15 protein-coding genes are annotated in these 15210 nt (G+C 70.9%); 5 read left to right on the top strand and 10 right to left on the bottom strand.

Annotation, left to right across the window (positions count from 1 at the left end):
- Window positions 1–44: 44 nt before the first annotated feature.
- From E1295_RS42430 to E1295_RS42415, 4 genes are all read right to left on the bottom strand, one after another.
- On the bottom strand, window positions 45–1442 hold the full coding sequence (locus E1295_RS42430) for an LCP family protein (protein ID WP_132640084.1): 1398 nt from the start codon (window positions 1440–1442) through the stop codon (window positions 45–47).
- Window positions 1443–1535: 93 nt separating this feature from the next.
- Window positions 1536–2204, bottom strand: a complete 669-nt coding sequence (locus E1295_RS42425) for a response regulator (RefSeq protein WP_132640082.1) — start codon at window positions 2202–2204, stop codon at window positions 1536–1538.
- The gene (locus E1295_RS42420) at window positions 2201–3340 is read right to left on the bottom strand and encodes a sensor histidine kinase (protein ID WP_132640080.1); all 1140 of its coding nucleotides are present in this window, start codon (window positions 3338–3340) and stop codon (window positions 2201–2203) included. Before E1295_RS42420 ends, E1295_RS42425 begins: the two co-directional genes overlap by 4 nt.
- A gap of 189 nt (window positions 3341–3529) precedes the next feature.
- Window positions 3530–4000, bottom strand: a complete 471-nt coding sequence (locus E1295_RS42415) for an MSMEG_6728 family protein (protein ID WP_132640078.1) — start codon at window positions 3998–4000, stop codon at window positions 3530–3532.
- A 73-nt stretch (window positions 4001–4073) separates the two neighbouring features.
- On the opposite strand from E1295_RS42415, the gene E1295_RS42410 reads away from it, so the two are divergent.
- Window positions 4074–6350, top strand: coding sequence for a xanthine dehydrogenase family protein molybdopterin-binding subunit (locus E1295_RS42410; protein WP_132640076.1), 2277 nt, complete (start codon window positions 4074–4076; stop codon window positions 6348–6350).
- 9 nt (window positions 6351–6359) lie between these two features.
- On the opposite strand, the gene E1295_RS49435 is transcribed toward E1295_RS42410, so the two are convergent.
- Complete coding sequence (locus E1295_RS49435; RefSeq protein WP_166427683.1) at window positions 6360–6530, bottom strand: hypothetical protein; 171 nt, start codon at window positions 6528–6530, stop codon at window positions 6360–6362.
- Between the two features lie 197 nt (window positions 6531–6727).
- Here E1295_RS49435 and E1295_RS42405 point away from each other — a divergent pair, with 197 nt between their 5' ends.
- On the top strand, window positions 6728–7195 hold the full coding sequence (locus tag E1295_RS42405) for an ATP-binding protein (protein WP_132640074.1): 468 nt from the start codon (window positions 6728–6730) through the stop codon (window positions 7193–7195).
- A 77-nt stretch (window positions 7196–7272) separates the two neighbouring features.
- On the opposite strand, the gene thpD is transcribed toward E1295_RS42405, so the two are convergent.
- From thpD to ectA, 4 genes are read right to left on the bottom strand one after another with little or no spacing between them, the layout of a single operon-like run.
- Entirely contained in the window at window positions 7273–8181 is a 909-nt protein-coding gene (gene thpD, locus E1295_RS42400; RefSeq protein WP_132640072.1) for an ectoine hydroxylase, read from the bottom strand.
- A complete protein-coding gene (locus tag E1295_RS42395; protein WP_132640070.1) occupies window positions 8178–8570 on the bottom strand; it encodes an ectoine synthase in 393 nt (130 codons plus the stop codon). The genes thpD and E1295_RS42395 overlap by 4 nt, the downstream gene beginning before the upstream one ends.
- 28 nt (window positions 8571–8598) lie before the next feature.
- The gene (gene ectB, locus E1295_RS42390) at window positions 8599–9846 is read right to left on the bottom strand and encodes a diaminobutyrate--2-oxoglutarate transaminase (protein WP_132640068.1); all 1248 of its coding nucleotides are present in this window, start codon (window positions 9844–9846) and stop codon (window positions 8599–8601) included.
- Between the two features lie 3 nt (window positions 9847–9849).
- The gene (gene ectA, locus E1295_RS42385; RefSeq protein WP_132640066.1) at window positions 9850–10383 is read right to left on the bottom strand and encodes a diaminobutyrate acetyltransferase; all 534 of its coding nucleotides are present in this window, start codon (window positions 10381–10383) and stop codon (window positions 9850–9852) included.
- Between the two features lie 496 nt (window positions 10384–10879).
- Between ectA and E1295_RS42380 the strand changes: the two genes are divergently transcribed.
- Both E1295_RS42380 and E1295_RS42375 read left to right on the top strand, forming a co-directional pair.
- Window positions 10880–11815, top strand: a complete 936-nt coding sequence (locus tag E1295_RS42380) for a GlxA family transcriptional regulator (RefSeq protein ID WP_132640064.1) — start codon at window positions 10880–10882, stop codon at window positions 11813–11815.
- Window positions 11816–11902: 87 nt separating this feature from the next.
- On the top strand, window positions 11903–13318 hold the full coding sequence (locus E1295_RS42375; protein WP_132640062.1) for an outer membrane protein assembly factor BamB family protein: 1416 nt from the start codon (window positions 11903–11905) through the stop codon (window positions 13316–13318).
- A 3-nt stretch (window positions 13319–13321) separates the two neighbouring features.
- Here the strand turns inward: E1295_RS42375 and E1295_RS42370 are convergent, their stop codons facing one another.
- Window positions 13322–14989, bottom strand: coding sequence for an outer membrane protein assembly factor BamB family protein (locus E1295_RS42370; protein WP_132640060.1), 1668 nt, complete (start codon window positions 14987–14989; stop codon window positions 13322–13324).
- Between the two features lie 107 nt (window positions 14990–15096).
- Here E1295_RS42370 and E1295_RS42365 point away from each other — a divergent pair.
- Window positions 15097–15210, top strand: a 114-nt coding sequence (locus E1295_RS42365) for a MerR family transcriptional regulator (protein ID WP_132640058.1), incomplete at its 3' end; no start/stop codon positions are given.

Below are 15210 nucleotides of genomic sequence, written 5' to 3'. Positions count from 1 at the left end.
CTCCCCTCCCGCGCCGCCCGCGCCCTCCGCGCCGGGTGCGGGGGTCAGGCGGCGCAGGAGTCGTGGGTGGCGTCGAAGCCCTTGATGCTCTCGTGGTCGTCGCCGCGCAGGGGCTTCACGCCCTTCCAGTCGTCGCCGATCACCAGCACCAGCCGGTTGGTCCTGGCCGCCGGCACGTGCTTGGGGGCGGCTGTCACGAGGTCGCGGGAGAGGGTCGGTACGCGGGTCTCGCCGTTCGGGCCGTAGAGGATCGTGGTCTTCGCCTGCGGCTTTCGCCCCGTGTCGCCGATCTTGGAGATGTGGTAGCCGCGCTGCTCAAGGGCGGCGGCCACCTCCTTGGCCAGCCCGCTGCGCCAGGTGCCGTTGCGGAGCTCCACCTGCACCTTCGACCGGGCCACCTTGGCCTGGCCCCCCTTGACGCCCTCGATTTTTTCGTCCTTCGCCACGACCTGGAACAACCTGTCGGCCTGCGGCTGCACCCACTCGACCCGGCCGGGCTGGGTGAGGGAGTAGTGCCACGGGGTGGTGACGAAACGGATGCGCCCGGCGTCCAGCCCGCGCAGGCTGAGCGCGAGTTCCTTCATGACGGACGGCGTCAGGCCGGGGTCGGTCGTCACCGCCTTGGTGCCGGCGTCGAGGACGGCCCACAACCTGGCCGGGTCGGTCAGCGTCTCGCCGCTCATCACCTTCTTGACCATCGAGGCGACGAACATCTGCTGCCGCTGGATCCGCCCGATGTCGGAGCCGTCGCCCATGCTGTAGCGGGCGCGTACGTAGCCGAGCGCCTGCTCGCCGTCGAGCGTCTGCCGGCCGGCAGGCAGGCGCAGGAGGGCCTTCTTGTCGTGCACCGGTTCGGGCAGGCAGACCTCGACGCCGCCGACGGCGTCGACCAGGCTCTTGAAGCCGGAGAAGTCGATCTTGACGAAGTGGTCGATGTGGACGCGGGTGAGTGTCTCGATCGTCTTCCAGGCGCAGCCGATGCCGCCGGAGTTGAACGACTCGTTGATCATGCCGAGGTGGGGCCGCTGCCCCGGCAGGTCGCCGGTCGCCCGGCAGGCGGGCAACTGCACGAGCGAGTCGCGCGGGAAGCTGACGACCATCGCGTGGTCGCGCCGGGACGACAGGTGCACCAGCATGATGGTGTCGGTGCGCTCGCCCGCCAGGCGCCCGTATTTCGCGTTGGCGCCGTCGCGCCGGTCGGAGCCGACGACCAGGATGTTGAGCGCGGTGCCCGACATCCTGGCCGGCCGGGCGGCGCCGAGATCGTCGGCGGTCACGTCGACGTGCTTGACGTTGCCCGTCAGCTTGGCCCAGACGCCCACGACCAGCCCGCCGACCAGCAGGACGACGGCCACGGTGACGGCCAGCGCCCAGCGCAGCCAGGGCCGGCGACGCCGGCGGTGCGACCGTTTGCCCCGCTGGGAGGGCGGCACATCGCTCACGTGACTCCAGAGGGACGGGGCCGAGGGCCGCCGCCCATGGCTCTCGACCGGTTGGACGTGCCTGAGTGTACTCAGGCGAACACGCTCCGGGGTCTAGTCGGGAACGTTCCTGCGCGGCGCCACCAGCCCCGACTCGTAGGCGAACACGACGAGCTGGGCGCGATCGCGGGCGCGCAGCTTGGTCATCGCCCTGCTGACGTGCGTCTTGGCGGTGGCCGGGCTGATCACCATGTGGGCGGCGATCTCGTCGTTGGACAGGCCGCGGGCCACCAGGGTGGTCACCTCGCGTTCGCGGTTGGTGAGCGCTTCGAGCCCCCGCGGGCCCGGCTCGGGGCTGCGGGCGACGTACTCGCCGATCAGCCGGCGGGTGATCGCGGGGGAGAGCAGGGCGTCGCCGCGGGCCGCCACCCTGACGCCCTGCAGCAGGTCGGCGGGTTCGGTGTCCTTGACCAGGAATCCGCCGGCGCCCGCGCGCAGGGCGTTGAAGACGTACTCGTCGAGGCCGTAGTTGGTGAGGATCACGACGTGGACCTCGCCCAGCCGCTCGTCGGAGGCGATCCGCCTGGTCGCCTCGATGCCGTCCATGACGGGCATCTGGATGTCGACGAGCGCCACGTCCGGCCGGTGCTCCAGAGTCAGGGCGACGGCCTGCGCGCCGTCGGCGGCCTCGGCCACCACCTCGATGTCGTCCTCGGCCTCCAGCAGGGCGCGGAAACCGGCCCTGATGAGCGCCTGGTCGTCCACGAGCAGCACGCGGATCACGATGGTTCCCCCAGCGGTAGTTCTGCGCGTACGGTGAATCCGCCCTCCGGGCGCGGCTCTGCCCGCAGCCGGCCGCCGAGCACCGCGACGCGCTCGCGCATGCCGCGCAGGCCCACGCCGGGCGCGGGAGGCGCGCCGGGGCCGCCCGTGCCGTCGTCGTCCACCTGCACGACCAGCTCCGCGGCACCGTAGTGGATGCGCACCGCCGCCCCGGCCCCGCCCGCGTGCCGCGAGACGTTCGTCAGAGCCTCCTGCACGATCCGGTACGCCGCCCTGTCGACCTCTTCGGGCAGCTCGTGCCGCTCGCCGGAGATCGTCACCGTGGTGGGCAGGCCGGTCGAGCGGGCCCGCTCCACCAGGTCGCCGATCCGGTCGAGGCCGCTGGCGGCGGGCTGGTCGCCGGCGTCGCGCAGCACCTCCAGCGTGGCGCGCAGCTCGCGCATGGCGTCGCCGCCGGCCTCCTGGATGGTGAGCAGCGCCGCGGGCACCTCCTCGCCGCGTTTGCGCGCCAGGTGGATGGCGACGCCCGCCTGCACCTTGATGATCGAGATGCTGTGGGTGAGCGAGTCGTGCAGCTCCCTGGCGATGCGCAGCCGCTCCTCGCCGGCGCGGCGCAGCGCGGCCTCCTCCCGGGTGCGCTCGGCTTCGGCGGCGCGCTGCTCGACCTGCTCCAGGTACGCGTGCCGGTGCCTGGCCACGGTCGCCGACACCCCGGCGGCCAGGAACCAGCCGAGCAGCATCGTCGTGCTCTGGGTGATGGCCTGGGTGTCCTGCGGGGCGGCGGAGGACAGGTCCGCCGCGAGGCCGACGCCCAGGTAGACGGCTCCGGCCAGCGCCGCGAGCAGCCGGTGGCCGGCCCTGACCGCGCCGAACACCGACACGAGCACGGGGAAGGCGGCGGACGGGCCCGGGGCGGCGTACTGGGAGAAGAGGAGCATGCACACCGTGGTCACGGGCAGCGCGACCAGCGGAGCCCGGCGCCAGGCGACCAGCGCGAGAGAGCCGGCGAGGACCGCGGCCAGTCCGAGCGCTCCCGCGCCGGGCGCGACGAGCGCGGTGGGGGTCAGGATGGCGGCCACGGTCACGGCGAGCGCGCCGTCCATGGCGAGGGGGCGCCATCGGGGCACACAGCTCATTCCTGCACAGTAGGGCGTCACCGCGGCGAGTACGTCGGCACCGGGTCGCATATCCGGGCTACCACCGGCGAAGTAGCCGGGCCGATCCTCCTCCGCGGGTCGTAGCGCGTGCGACCGCCACGCGTAGCGCGCGCGACCGCCATCCGTGGCGCGGGCGACGGAGGACCTGGCGGGCGTTCCAGCCGGAGGTCAGGGCGGCAGCCGGTCCGAGCGCGGCCAGACGTAGTCGAGGTCGTCGGGCTCGTCGCCGAAGACGGGCCGGTAGAAGCCCGGGTCCTTGCGCAGCAGCGCGGAGCGGTGGCTGAGGTGCAGCGACGGCTCGCCCAGCCAGGGCGGCAGCTCGCCGGCCGTGGCGAGCTCGTCCTGCCCGCGCACCATGGTCAGGCCGCGCGCCCTGGCGAGGTCGCTCGTGATGGTGGCCGCGCAGGTGTCGGCCCGTCCGAGGGAGCACCAGCGTGCGCACACCTCCAGGCCGTACCTGACGAGCGCCTCCTCGTATCCGGCCCACATCTTGACGACGGGGTGGTGGCGCCAGCCGTAACCGGGGACGGTGAGGGCGCGCAGGACCTGCAGCGCCTCCACCCGCTGCTTGCCGAGCCGGAGCGGGTCGAGGACCGCCGCGGATGCGGCAAAATCCGGATAAGGCAGGAACGTTTGCATCTGTACCCCCGCTGACGTGCTCCTTCCCGCGGATGCTATAGACCGTTCCGTGGGCGGCGCTCACAATCGGGGCATGGGAGACGCGTATGTCGGCGCCAGCACGCCGCGACGGGAAGACGCCAGGCTGCTCACCGGAAAAGGAAAATACGTCGGCGCGGTCCGTCTGCCCGGCATGGTCCACGCCCACGTCATCCGCAGCCCCATCGCCCACGGCAGGCTGCTCGGCTGCGACGCCAAGGGCGCCTGGGCCGCCGACGACGTGCTCGACGTCATCACCCCCGCCGACGCCCCCGACCTGCGCCTGCCCTGCGTGAGCCTGTCGCCCGGCCAGCGCCTGCTGTCCTACCGGGCGCTGGACGACACGATCAGGTACGCGGGACAACCCCTCGCCGTCGTCGTCGCCCGCACCCCCGAAGCAGCCAGGGACGCCGCCGACCTCGTCGACCTGGAACTGGACGAACTGCCCGCGACGGCCGGCATCGAACGCGCCCTGGAGCAGTCGGCCCCCCTGCTCTACCCCGACTGGGGCACCAACCTGTTCACCGACTTCACGCTCGGCGACGACGACTGCGCCACGGCCGTCGAGCAGGCCGAGCACGTCGTGGAGATGACGTTCAGGATGGGCCGCGTCTCGCCGTACCCGCTCGAAACGCGCGGCGTGGTCGCCGCGTACGCCGACGACGAGCTGACCGTGCACACCTCCTCCCAGGCGCCGCACCACGTGCGCGAGCACCTGGCGGACGCCTTCGGGCTCACCCACGACCGGGTACGGGTCGTCAGCGGCGACACGGGCGGCGGGTTCGGCGGCAAGGAGCACGTCTACCCCGACGAGGCGATCGTCTGCCTGGCCGCGATGCGCCTGGGCCGCCCCGTGAGCTGGTCGGAGGCGCCGGGCGACCGGCTGCTCGCCACGCTGCCCGCGCGGGCGGCCGTGCACCGGGGGCGGCTGGCGCTCGACGGCGACGGCCGGTTCGTGGCCCTGTACGTCGACGTGCTCGGCGACATCGGCGCCCACCCGTCGAACGTGGGCGCCTCGACGTTCGCGGTGACGGCCACGACGATGCCGGGCCCGTACCGGTTCGACCGGGTCGCCGTGCGCGTGCGCGGCGTCGTCACCAACACCACGCCGACCGGCTCCTACCGCGGCTTCGGCCAGCCGGAGGGCACCCTGACCAGGGAACGGCTGATCGACGAGGCGGCGCGCAGGCTGGGCGCCGACCCGGTCGAGCTGCGGCTGCGCAACATGGTGCGGCCGGAGGAACTGCCGTACACGTCCCGGGTCCACCAGGCGTACGACTCCGGCGACTACCCGCAGGCCCTGACGACGCTGCGCGACCTCGTCAGACCGGTCGAGAAGGACGACGGGCGGCGGCGCGGCATCGGCTACTCCTGCCACGTCGAGACCACCGGCATGGGGCCCTCGATGGAGATGAAGGCCAGCGGCATCCAGGCGGGCGGCTACGAGACGGCGATCCTGCGCATGGAGCAGGACGCGTCCGTCGTCGTCTCGTCGGGCGTGGTCTCGATCGGGCAGGGCATCGAGACGGCGCTGGCCCAGCTCGCGGCCGACCGGATGGGTGTGCCCATCGACCGGGTGCGGGTGGTGCTGGGCGACACGGCGGCGACCCCGTACTCGTCGATCGGGTCGGTCGCGAGCCGGTCGCTGGCGGTCGGCGGTGGAGCGCTCACCCAGGCCGCCGCCCGGCTGCGCGGCAAGCTCGTCGCCATCGCGGCCCACCTGCTGGAGGCGGCGCCGGACGACCTGGAGGTCGCCGGTGAGGCGGTGCGCGTGAAGGGCGACCCGCGGTCGTCGGTGACGCTGCGGGAGGTGGCCACGGCCGCGTGGCGCGGCTGGGACCTGCCGGACGGCCTCACCCCCGGGCTCGAGGAGCGGGTCAGCTACGACCCGAAGGCGTACACGTTCGCCTACGGCGCGCACGCCGCGGCGGTGGCCGTCGACCCCGAGACCGGCCAGGTCGAGCTGGAAGGCTACTGGGTGGTCAACGATTCCGGCGTGCTGGTCAACCCCACCCTGGTGGAGGGGCAGATCAGGGGCGGCGTGGTGCAGGGCATCGGCATGGCGCTGACCGAGGAGATCGTCTACTCCGAGGACGGCCAGCCGGTCACCGACTATCTGCTGCCGACCACGCGCGAGGTGCCGGACATCGAGGTCGTGATGACGCAGACGCCGTCGCCGCTCACACCCGGTGGCATGAAGGGCGTGGGCGAGTCGGGCACCATCGGCCCGCCCGCCGCCATCGCCAACGCGGTCGCCGCCGCCCTGCCGGAGATCGCCGGCAGGGTCACGGACGTCCCCCTGACACCTGCCTCTCTGTGGTCCTTGTTGTAGGCGACGGGATCAGGTGAGGTCCTTCAACTCCTTGCCCGCTTCGAGAAGTGCCTGCTCAAGTGCCTTCCGGCCGGCGGGCTTGGGCTCCTCAGGCCGCGCCGTGCGCCTGGCGGGCCGCTTGGCGGCGTCGAGGCGCGGTTCGGTGCGGGTCTTAGGTGCGTTCTCGTCTGGACTGCTCATGGCACAGTCCGTACCCCGTGCCGGGCGGGCCGTTTCCGGACGCGCGGAAAAAGATTGCTGATTTCTCGCCGAAGATTCGACCCGAACGGCCTTCTCCTGCGTACACGTTTCGACGGCGCCGTACGTCCACTCATAGGCAGGCACTCGTGTCGAGCGAAACGTGTTCCGACAGCCCGGTCCCATCGGAGAGAGACGCCATGACCTTGCTGCGCTCAGCTCGCCGGAGCCGGATGCAGTACGCGTGGCCGCTGGTCGCGGACGTACGTACGGTCGGCCGGTCGCGTTCGGTCATTCGCGAGGAGCTGGCCGCGCTGCACCTTTCCGACGACCTGATCGACGACGCCGTTCTCATGGTGAGCGAACTGATCACCAATGCGTTCATGTACGGCGACGGCCCGTACGAACTCGCACTTCACGTGGACGCCAGGGAGATCATGCTGGTGGTCGTGGACAGCAGCCCGCTGTTGCCCGCTCCGTCGCCGGACGACGTGTCGGCCGAGCACGGCAGGGGGCTGCGGATCGTCGCGAGGCTCTCCGACGGCTTCTACGGTTGCCACCCGCAGCGCTACATCACCCATCCGGACCTCGTCGGCAAGGCCACGTGGTTCGCGCTGCCGCGCGAGGGCACACCCGGCAACGTCGTGCCGATCAGGTCGGGCACCTGACGCTCGACGCAGGACGCCCAGGCCGGCACATGGGCCGGGCCTGGGCGTCCTGCTCGGGCCGGTTCAGTCCGCGGAACTCAGCCGACGGGCGTGAAGTCGCGCGCGGCGATGAAGTCCGGCCGGCGCGAACTGGCCGCGTACGGCTCCACGCAGGTGTTCTCGACGCTGTTGAACACGACGAAGATGTTCGAGCGCGGGAACGGCGTGATGTTGCTGTTCGACCCGTGCATGCAGTTGCAGTCGAACATGGTCGCCGAGCCGGCCTTGCCGGTGAAGACCTCGATGCCGTGCTTGTCGGCGAGGACGGACAGGCTGCCGGGGTCGGGGGTGCCGATCTCCTGCTGCTTCAGCGACGCCTTGTAGTGGTCGTCCGGGGTCTGCCCGACGCAGGACACGAAGCTCTTGTGCGAGCCCGGCATGATCATGAGCGCGCCGTTGTGCAGGAAGTTCTCCGTCAGCGCGATGGAGATGCTCACCGCGCGCATCCTGGGCATCCCGTCTTCGGCATGCCAGGTCTCGAAGTCGGAGTGCCAGTAGAAGTCCTTGCCGTTGAACCCGGGCTTGAAGTTGACCCGGCTCTGGTGCACGTACACGTCGGAGCCGAGGATCTGCCGGGCCCGGCCCACCACGCGCGGGTTGGCCACCAGGTCGGCGAAGACCTGGCTGATCTTGTGTACCTCGAAGATCGACCGGATCTCGTTCGAGTCGGGCTCGGTGATCGTACGCTCGTCGGCAAGGACCTTCTGATCCTCCGACAGCCGGCGCAGCTCGCCACGGTAGAGCTCGACCTCGTCGGGCTCGAGCAGCTGGTCGACGGAGAGGAAGCCGTTCTCCGCGTAGGAGTTCAGCGTCTCGGCGTCGATGGGGCCGTCGCCCGGTGCTCCGTAGACCACGGGGTCCTGCCGGTACAGCAGGGCGGGCTCCTTGGCGCTCCGGGTGGGGTACGGGTCGCGCTGGGTCGGCTTGAGTCCTTCTGTAACGGTCATGCTTCCTCCTTGATCAGTGGGTAGACGCCGTTCTCGTCGTGCACTTCCCTGCCGGTGCAGGGCGGATTGAAGACGCAGACGGTGCGTACGTCCGTGTGCGCGCGCAGGGTGTGACGCTCGTGACCGTCGAGGAGGTACATGGTGCCCGGTTCGATCCGGTGCTTCTCACCGGTCTCCTCGTTGGTGAGTTCGCCTTCGCCCTCGACGCAGAAGACGGCTTCGATGTGGTTCGCGTACCACATCGTGGTCTCGGTGCCGGCGTACAGAACGGTCTCGTGCAGCGAGAAGCCGACTTTCTCCCGAGCCAGCACCAGCCGCTTGCTGCGCCAGGTCGGCGCCTCCACATCGCGTTCTGTCCCGGTGATGTCTTTCAGCGAGCGAACGAGCATATTTTCTCCTTTCGGCTGATTGTGGATGTCAGACCAGGACGGCTTTCACCGAGTCGGCGATGATGTCCAGACCTTCGGCGAGTTCGTCGGGGGTCGAGGTGAGCGGCGGCAGCAGCTTGACCACCTCGCTCTCCGGCCCGGAGGTCTCCAGCAGGAGCTTGCGCTCGAAGGCCGCCGCGCAGACCGCGGAGGCGTTCGCGGGCTCGGTGAAGGAGATGCCCTGCGCCAGCCCGCGGCCCTTGGTGCCGCTCACACCCAGGGGGTGCTCGGCGGCAAGCTGCTCGAGGGCCTCCTGCACCTGCTCGCTCTTGGCGATGGTCTCCTTCTCCATGCCCTCGTCGGCCCAGAAGTGCTTCATCGCGGCGGTCGCGGTGACGAAGGCCGGGTTCGGGCCTCGGAACGTTCCGTTGTGCTCGCCGGGCTCCCACACGTCCAGCTCCGGCTTGAGCAGGGTGACGGCGAACGGGAGCCCGTAGCCGCTCAGGGACTTCGACAGGCAGACGATGTCGGGCTTGATCCCGGCCTGCTCGAAGCTGAAGAACGGCCCGGTGCGCCCGCATCCCATCTGGATGTCGTCCACGATGAGCAGGATCTCGTGCTGCTTGCACAGCTCGGCGAGGCCGCGCAGCCATTCAGGGCTGGCCGCGTTGAGGCCGCCCTCTCCCTGCACGGTCTCGACGATGACCGCGGCCGGGGTGTCCAGCCCGCTGCCGTTGTCGGCGAGCAGCCGCTCGAACAGCAGGAAGTCGGGCGTCTGGCCGTCGAGGTAGTTGTCGAACGGCATCACGAGGGTCTGCAGGGGGATGCCCGCGCTCTTGCGCTTCATCGAGTTGCCCGTCACCGCGAGCGCCCCGAGCGACATGCCGTGGAAGGCGTTGGTGAAGCTCACGATGGTGTTGCGGCCGGTGTACTTCCTGGCCAGCTTCAGCGCCGCCTCGACGGCGTTGGCGCCGCCCGGCCCGGGGAACTGCACGCGGTAGTCCAGGCCGCGCGGTTTCAGGATCACGTCACGGAACGTCTCCAGGAACTCCCGTTTGGCGACGGTGTACATGTCCAGGCTGTGGATGATGTTGTCGCCGTTCAGGTACTGGAGCAGGTCCTCCTTCAGGTGCGGGTTGTTGTGCCCGTAGTTGAGGGTGCCGGCGCCTGCGAAGAAGTCGAGGTACGGACGCCCCTCCTCGTCGTAGAGGTGGCTGCCCGTGGCCTTGCGGAACGTGGCGGGCCATCCCCGGCAGTAGCTGCGAACCTCTGACTCGGTGCTTTCGAAAACGTCCATATTTCAGCTGTCTCCTATGGGGGCTTGCTGATCGAGGGGCCCGATTCGATAGAGCACCTCTGCCTGATGTTCCTTGGGGAACAGGTCCTCGCTGAGGAGCGGCCGCCGTTCCAGGTCCGCCCCTCGTTCGCGGGCGAAGGCGGTGAACAACCGGTCCGAGGCGATGTTGTCCGGCGTGACGGTGGCCTCGATGAACCGGCATCCGGTGCCGGCCAGGTAACCGAGCATGCGGCTGGCCAGGGAGCGGCCTCGCCACTCCTCGTCCACCGCGACCTGCCACACGAAGAGCGTCTCCGGCTCCCGCGGGCGGGTGAACCCGGTGATGAAGCCGCGCACGCCGTTCTCGCCGCGCGCCACGACCGAGGTGTCCGCGAAGTCGCGGCACCAGAGGACGTAGCTGTAGGGGGAATTGAGATCAAGGATCTTGGAATCACGGGTGATGCGCCACAACTCCCGGCCGTCCTCGAGGCGGGGTGGCCCCAGTTCCTCCGAGGAGGACGGAGAATCCGCTTGCGGTCGTGGGTGTGCTGACGACATGGACTCCGAATTTACGCGAAGCGGTAACACGGATTACCGGGCAGCAAACACCCAACAGTTTGAGCTCCAGGTTCCGGGGTACGTCAGTTGGCTTTCCCGTTTTGGCTGGTCGGCGGCATGACGGAAGCGCCGCCGACGGCTCCGCCATCATCGGAACTCACCAGGGAGCACGCGACTTTCGGTGGTGCCCGCAGGATCCGCGCCGACGCGTGCCCGTGCGTCGGCGCCGGCGCTCATACCGCTTGATCGGCGCGTTAGGGGGCGAAAACTATTGAGATATTAGTCACAGCCTAAGTTTCAACGTCATAACAGAAGGCGTTCGTTCGGTTTGAGATCTGCCCCACCGAAGATCGTCCCCGTTGTGTGCTGCTGCCCGCACCGCGGCGGCCTACACGCCTTTCACGAGGACCGTTCGAGGACGCTTCGAGGACCGGACCGGCTAGCTTCTCCAGCGCTTCATTTCTGCCGCGAAGGTGTCATCAACGGGGGAGGCTCGATGAGATCATGCGGAAGCGCCGGCGTGCCCGGTCCGGCGGAGGTCCTCGTGGTGGTCGGCGACGGGGTCCGCTCGCTCGACGTGGCAGGGCCCATGGACGTGTTCGAGGGGGCGACACGGCTGACGGCCCGCGGTTACCGCGTACGCCTGGCCTCCGCCGGCGGGGCGGACGTCCGTACGTCCAGCGGCGTGCGGCTGGGCGTGGACGCCGACCTGGAGGACATCCGGCACGGGTTCGACACGCTGCTGCTGATCGGCGGTTGCGGAGCCGATCCCGGCCTGGCCGCTCACCTGCCGCGCCTGACGGAGCTGGCCAGGCGGGTCGCCGCCATCGGCGACGGACCCATGGAGCTCGACGGCGTGCCGCTACGGAACGGGCGGTCACCGGGCGGTTCCTGCCGGGTCGTCAAGGTGGTGCCGCACCCGACCAGGAGTGGCGGCGTACGGACCGCCGAGGGGATCGTCTCGGCCGTGGACCTCGCACTCACCTTCGTCGAGGACGACCACGGCGGCGAGGCCTCCCACCGGGTGGCCCAGTGGCTGGTGCGCCGGCCCGACGGCCGCCCCGACGGGGTCGCCCGCCTGCCGCGCCTCGCGCGTGATCCCGCCCTGCGCAGCCTGCTCGGCGACATCGTGATGCGCCCGGAAGGTGACTTCACCGTGCCCGCCATGGCGGACCGCCTGTCGATGAGCGTGCGGCACTTCAGCCGCCGCTTCTCCCGCGAGGTCGGCATGAGCCCCGGACGGTTCGTGGAGCGTGCGCGGGTCGAGGCGGCGCGGGCGGCGATCGAGGAGGGCAGGGAACCGCTGGAGGCGATCGCGCGCCGCCACGGTTTCCTCACGGCCGAGACCATGCGAAGGTCGTTCCTCCGCCTGCTCGGGGCGCCGCCGAGCTCCTATCGCGCGCGTGACGAGGCCGTACCGCAGTGGTTGTGAGCGACGCCCGCCCGGCACCCTGAAAGCTGCCAGGACTCCTTTCCGGCCCCCGGCGATATGGTGTGCCAAATTCCCGGGGGAGGCACCGTGCACCGACGACCACATCGGGAACTGGCGTGCGGGATGCTCGCGCTGGTCGTGACCGGCTGCAGCGGCGGCGGCACGCCCGCGGAGACCGCGCCCAGCGCGCCCGTCCGCACGATCGTCGCCGGCACTCCGTCCCCGTCGCCCACGCGCCCGGCCGCCGCCGAGACCGCCTGGTCGATCGGGCTGGAGGACGACGGGGACACCCGGTGGCGAGATGGGCAGCTCTTCAGCGCGGGCGACCGGTTCATGGTGACCGCCGGCGAACAACTGCGCGGGATCACGGACCAGGGCAAACAGGCCTGGAAACGTACCTTCCGCGAGGAGCCGGAGATCTCGGTCGCCGACGGCGTGGTGATCGCCGTCCATCGCAAGGGCGGGAAACACGCCTGGCCGCCGCCCAAGGTCGTCATGGGCATCGACCCCGCGAACGGCAGGACGTTGTGGAAGGCCACCTCCTCGCCGTACGAGTCGGTGGTCGGCGGGATGGTCTACACCCCGGTCTGCCGTGGGGAGCAGACCGAGCGGCACGACGACTGCCGGCTCAGCGCCAGGGACCCGCGCACGGGCCGGGTCCGCTGGACGATCTCCGCCGAGCACGTCGCCACCGTGACCGGCAGGTCCGGCGACGTGCTCACCATGACCACCCGGCCGAAGGGCTACCGGGGCAAACACTGGCTCATGACCCTCGACGCCGCGTCCGGCGGGCGGCTCGGCGTACGGGTGGAGAAGGAGCGCTTCGGCGGCGAGCTGCTCTACCCCCGTGGCCAGAAGCGGGTCTCAGGGCCCACCTACCTCGCCGGCGGGCTCGTGATCATGACCAGCAAGTCGGGCCAGGTCAAGACGTTCAAGGAGATGTGCCGGCTGGACATGGTCGCGCTGAACGCGAGAACCGGCGCGAAGAAGTGGAAGAAGCGCATCAGGCTGGCCGACGCCGAGCAGGACCGCGGGTGCAGGTCCGGCCTGCCCGACGTCTCGGCCGACGGCCACGGCCTCTTCGGCGTCGACGAGCGCGGCCACCCGCTGGTCTTCGACCTGGGCAAGGGCCGGGTCAGGTGGACGGGCGACAAACCGGGCACGATCGTGGCCGGCGACGCGAAGACGGCGCTGGTCCAGGAGGAGGCCGACGGCAAGAAGACACTCACCCTCTACGACCTGTCCTCGGGCAGGGCCCGCTGGAACGACGGCGTGCCGCTGCGGTTCTGGGGCGAGATCCGCGCCACGACGGTGGGGAACCGGCTGCTCGTCCACCCCGGCGACTGCTCCCGCGACAGGTGCTACGTCCGCGTCTACGACCTCGCCAAAGGTCCTCTCGACACCGTTCCCACCGGCGTGTACGCCGGCGCGGGAGACGGCTGGGTCGCCACCCGGGAGACCTCCGGCGAGACGACGACGTTCAGCGTCAGCCGTACTGGCTGATGCTCAGCCCAGCGACCTGAGCACCCCGGCGACGATCGGCTGGAGATCGTCGCTCCGCCTGGACTGCACCCTGACGACGAAGCGGCCCTCGCGCACGCGGACGGAGCTCGCCCCCGTCTTCTCCACCTCGTCGGCGCCGTAGCGGCCCGGCTCGCCGTGGACGAGGCCGTCGGCCTCGGCGGGGCTCGCCGCCACCCACTCCACCTCGGCGATGGCCTGCCCGGAGTCCCCGTCATCGGAGTAGTCGACGTGGCACCGGCTCCTGGCGAGCTCCAGCTCGCCGATCTTGACCGGTCCCTCCACCATGGGCGTGCGCGCGAGGGTTTTGCCCGGTACGTCCTTCAGCAGGTCGCACGCGTCCGGCCAGTCGTCCTTGGGCACGCCGCCCAGCTCCAGCGGGCCCTGCGCGGGGGCGGAGGCGTAGGCGATGAGGTCGCCCCCCTCGGACGTGGCCACCAGCAGGTGACCGCCGGCGGCCCCGAGCCAGCGCGGCGAGCCGGCCGCCGACCCGAGGCCGAGGGGCAGGGGCACCGTGGTGAGCTGCTGCGTGGCCGTGTCGACGATGTTCAGGCTGGCGGGCAGCAGGGAGCCCGCGAGACTGGAGCTGACGCCGTACCATCGCCCGCCGGCCGTGACGGACGCGAGGTCGTGGGGCGCGGTCAGGGTGCGCACCTTGCCGCTGGACACGTCGATCAGCGACATGGTCACGTTGCGCGACTCGTCGAAGTGCCGCAGCCCCAGCTCGTCTCCCACACGCAGCAGCGAGCAGGGAGGAAAGCACTCGCCGGTGCCGTTCAGGTTGGCGATCTCGCGGTCGTCGCGGCCGACCAGGGTGCGCGTGTGCTTGTCGAGCTCGATCAGGGTGGCCCCGGCGCGTACGGAGAGCCCCACGAGGGAGACGTCGGCCGTGCCGGTGCGCGACCAGAGCGGCCTGCCGTCGGAGGGGTCGAAGGCGTACACGTAGTGGTCGTCCCTGCACGACTCCGACAACACCAGGACGCTGCCGTCGGTGTCGGTGGCCGCGGACCGGGTGCCGGACTCGCAACCGGGCCCGTGGTGGGGGCGGCGCCAGCGTTCCTCGCCCGTGGCGGCGTCGACGGCGACGATCTCGTCCGGCTGCTCCTCCTCGTCGCCCGAGGACGGCTCGCCCTCGACCAGGAGCGGTACGACGCCCTCGCCCATGGCCAGGCGATGGTCCTGCCCGCCGGTGAACGGGGTGCCCTCGTCACCGCCGCGCTCCCACCGCAGCCGGCCGGTGCCCGCCGCGAGCCCGGTCAGCCGCCTGCCCTGCTCGGACCGCGAGGCGATGACCACGTTGTCCCCGTGGACGGCGAACCCGGTCAGCTCGCGGCCCGGCTCGCGGTAGTGCCACCTCTTGCGGCCGGTGCCGGCGTCGTGGACGTCGAAGCCGTCGGCGCCGGCGATGAAGAGCTGGCCTCCCTCCAGCCGGACGTAGCGGGCCTGCGCCCCCTGCCCGAGGCCTGCGACGCGCCAGACCTCCCGCATGACACCGGGGGCCGGGCCCGCGTCGGCGAGCCGCCGTGGGGCGCCCGAGGCGAACGTCTGCTCCCGCCTGACCTCGGGGACGTCCTCGCCGTCCCCGCCGAGGAGCGAACAACCGGTGGTGAGCAGCAGCAACCCCACCGCTGCGACCATGCGCCGAGATGACATAGGGGGGAGGGTAGCCGCGGGGCCTCTGCACCGGTGCCTGTCACCTTCCGGGGAGGGAGCGCCTCGCGGCTTGCACCTCAAGCCGCTTGAGATCCCATAGTGGCGGCATGGACGACAACGAGCTGTACCCCATCGGGGACGTGGCCAGACGGACCGGGCTGAGCGTCAGCGCCATCCGCTACTACTCCGACGCCGGCGTCATCGACCCCACACGTGTGAGC

The sequence above is a fragment of the Nonomuraea mesophila genome (genome assembly GCF_004352805.1).
Taxonomy (GTDB): Bacteria; Actinomycetota; Actinomycetes; order Streptosporangiales; family Streptosporangiaceae; genus Nonomuraea; species Nonomuraea longispora.
This window is presented reverse-complemented; position numbering and strand designations above follow the sequence as displayed.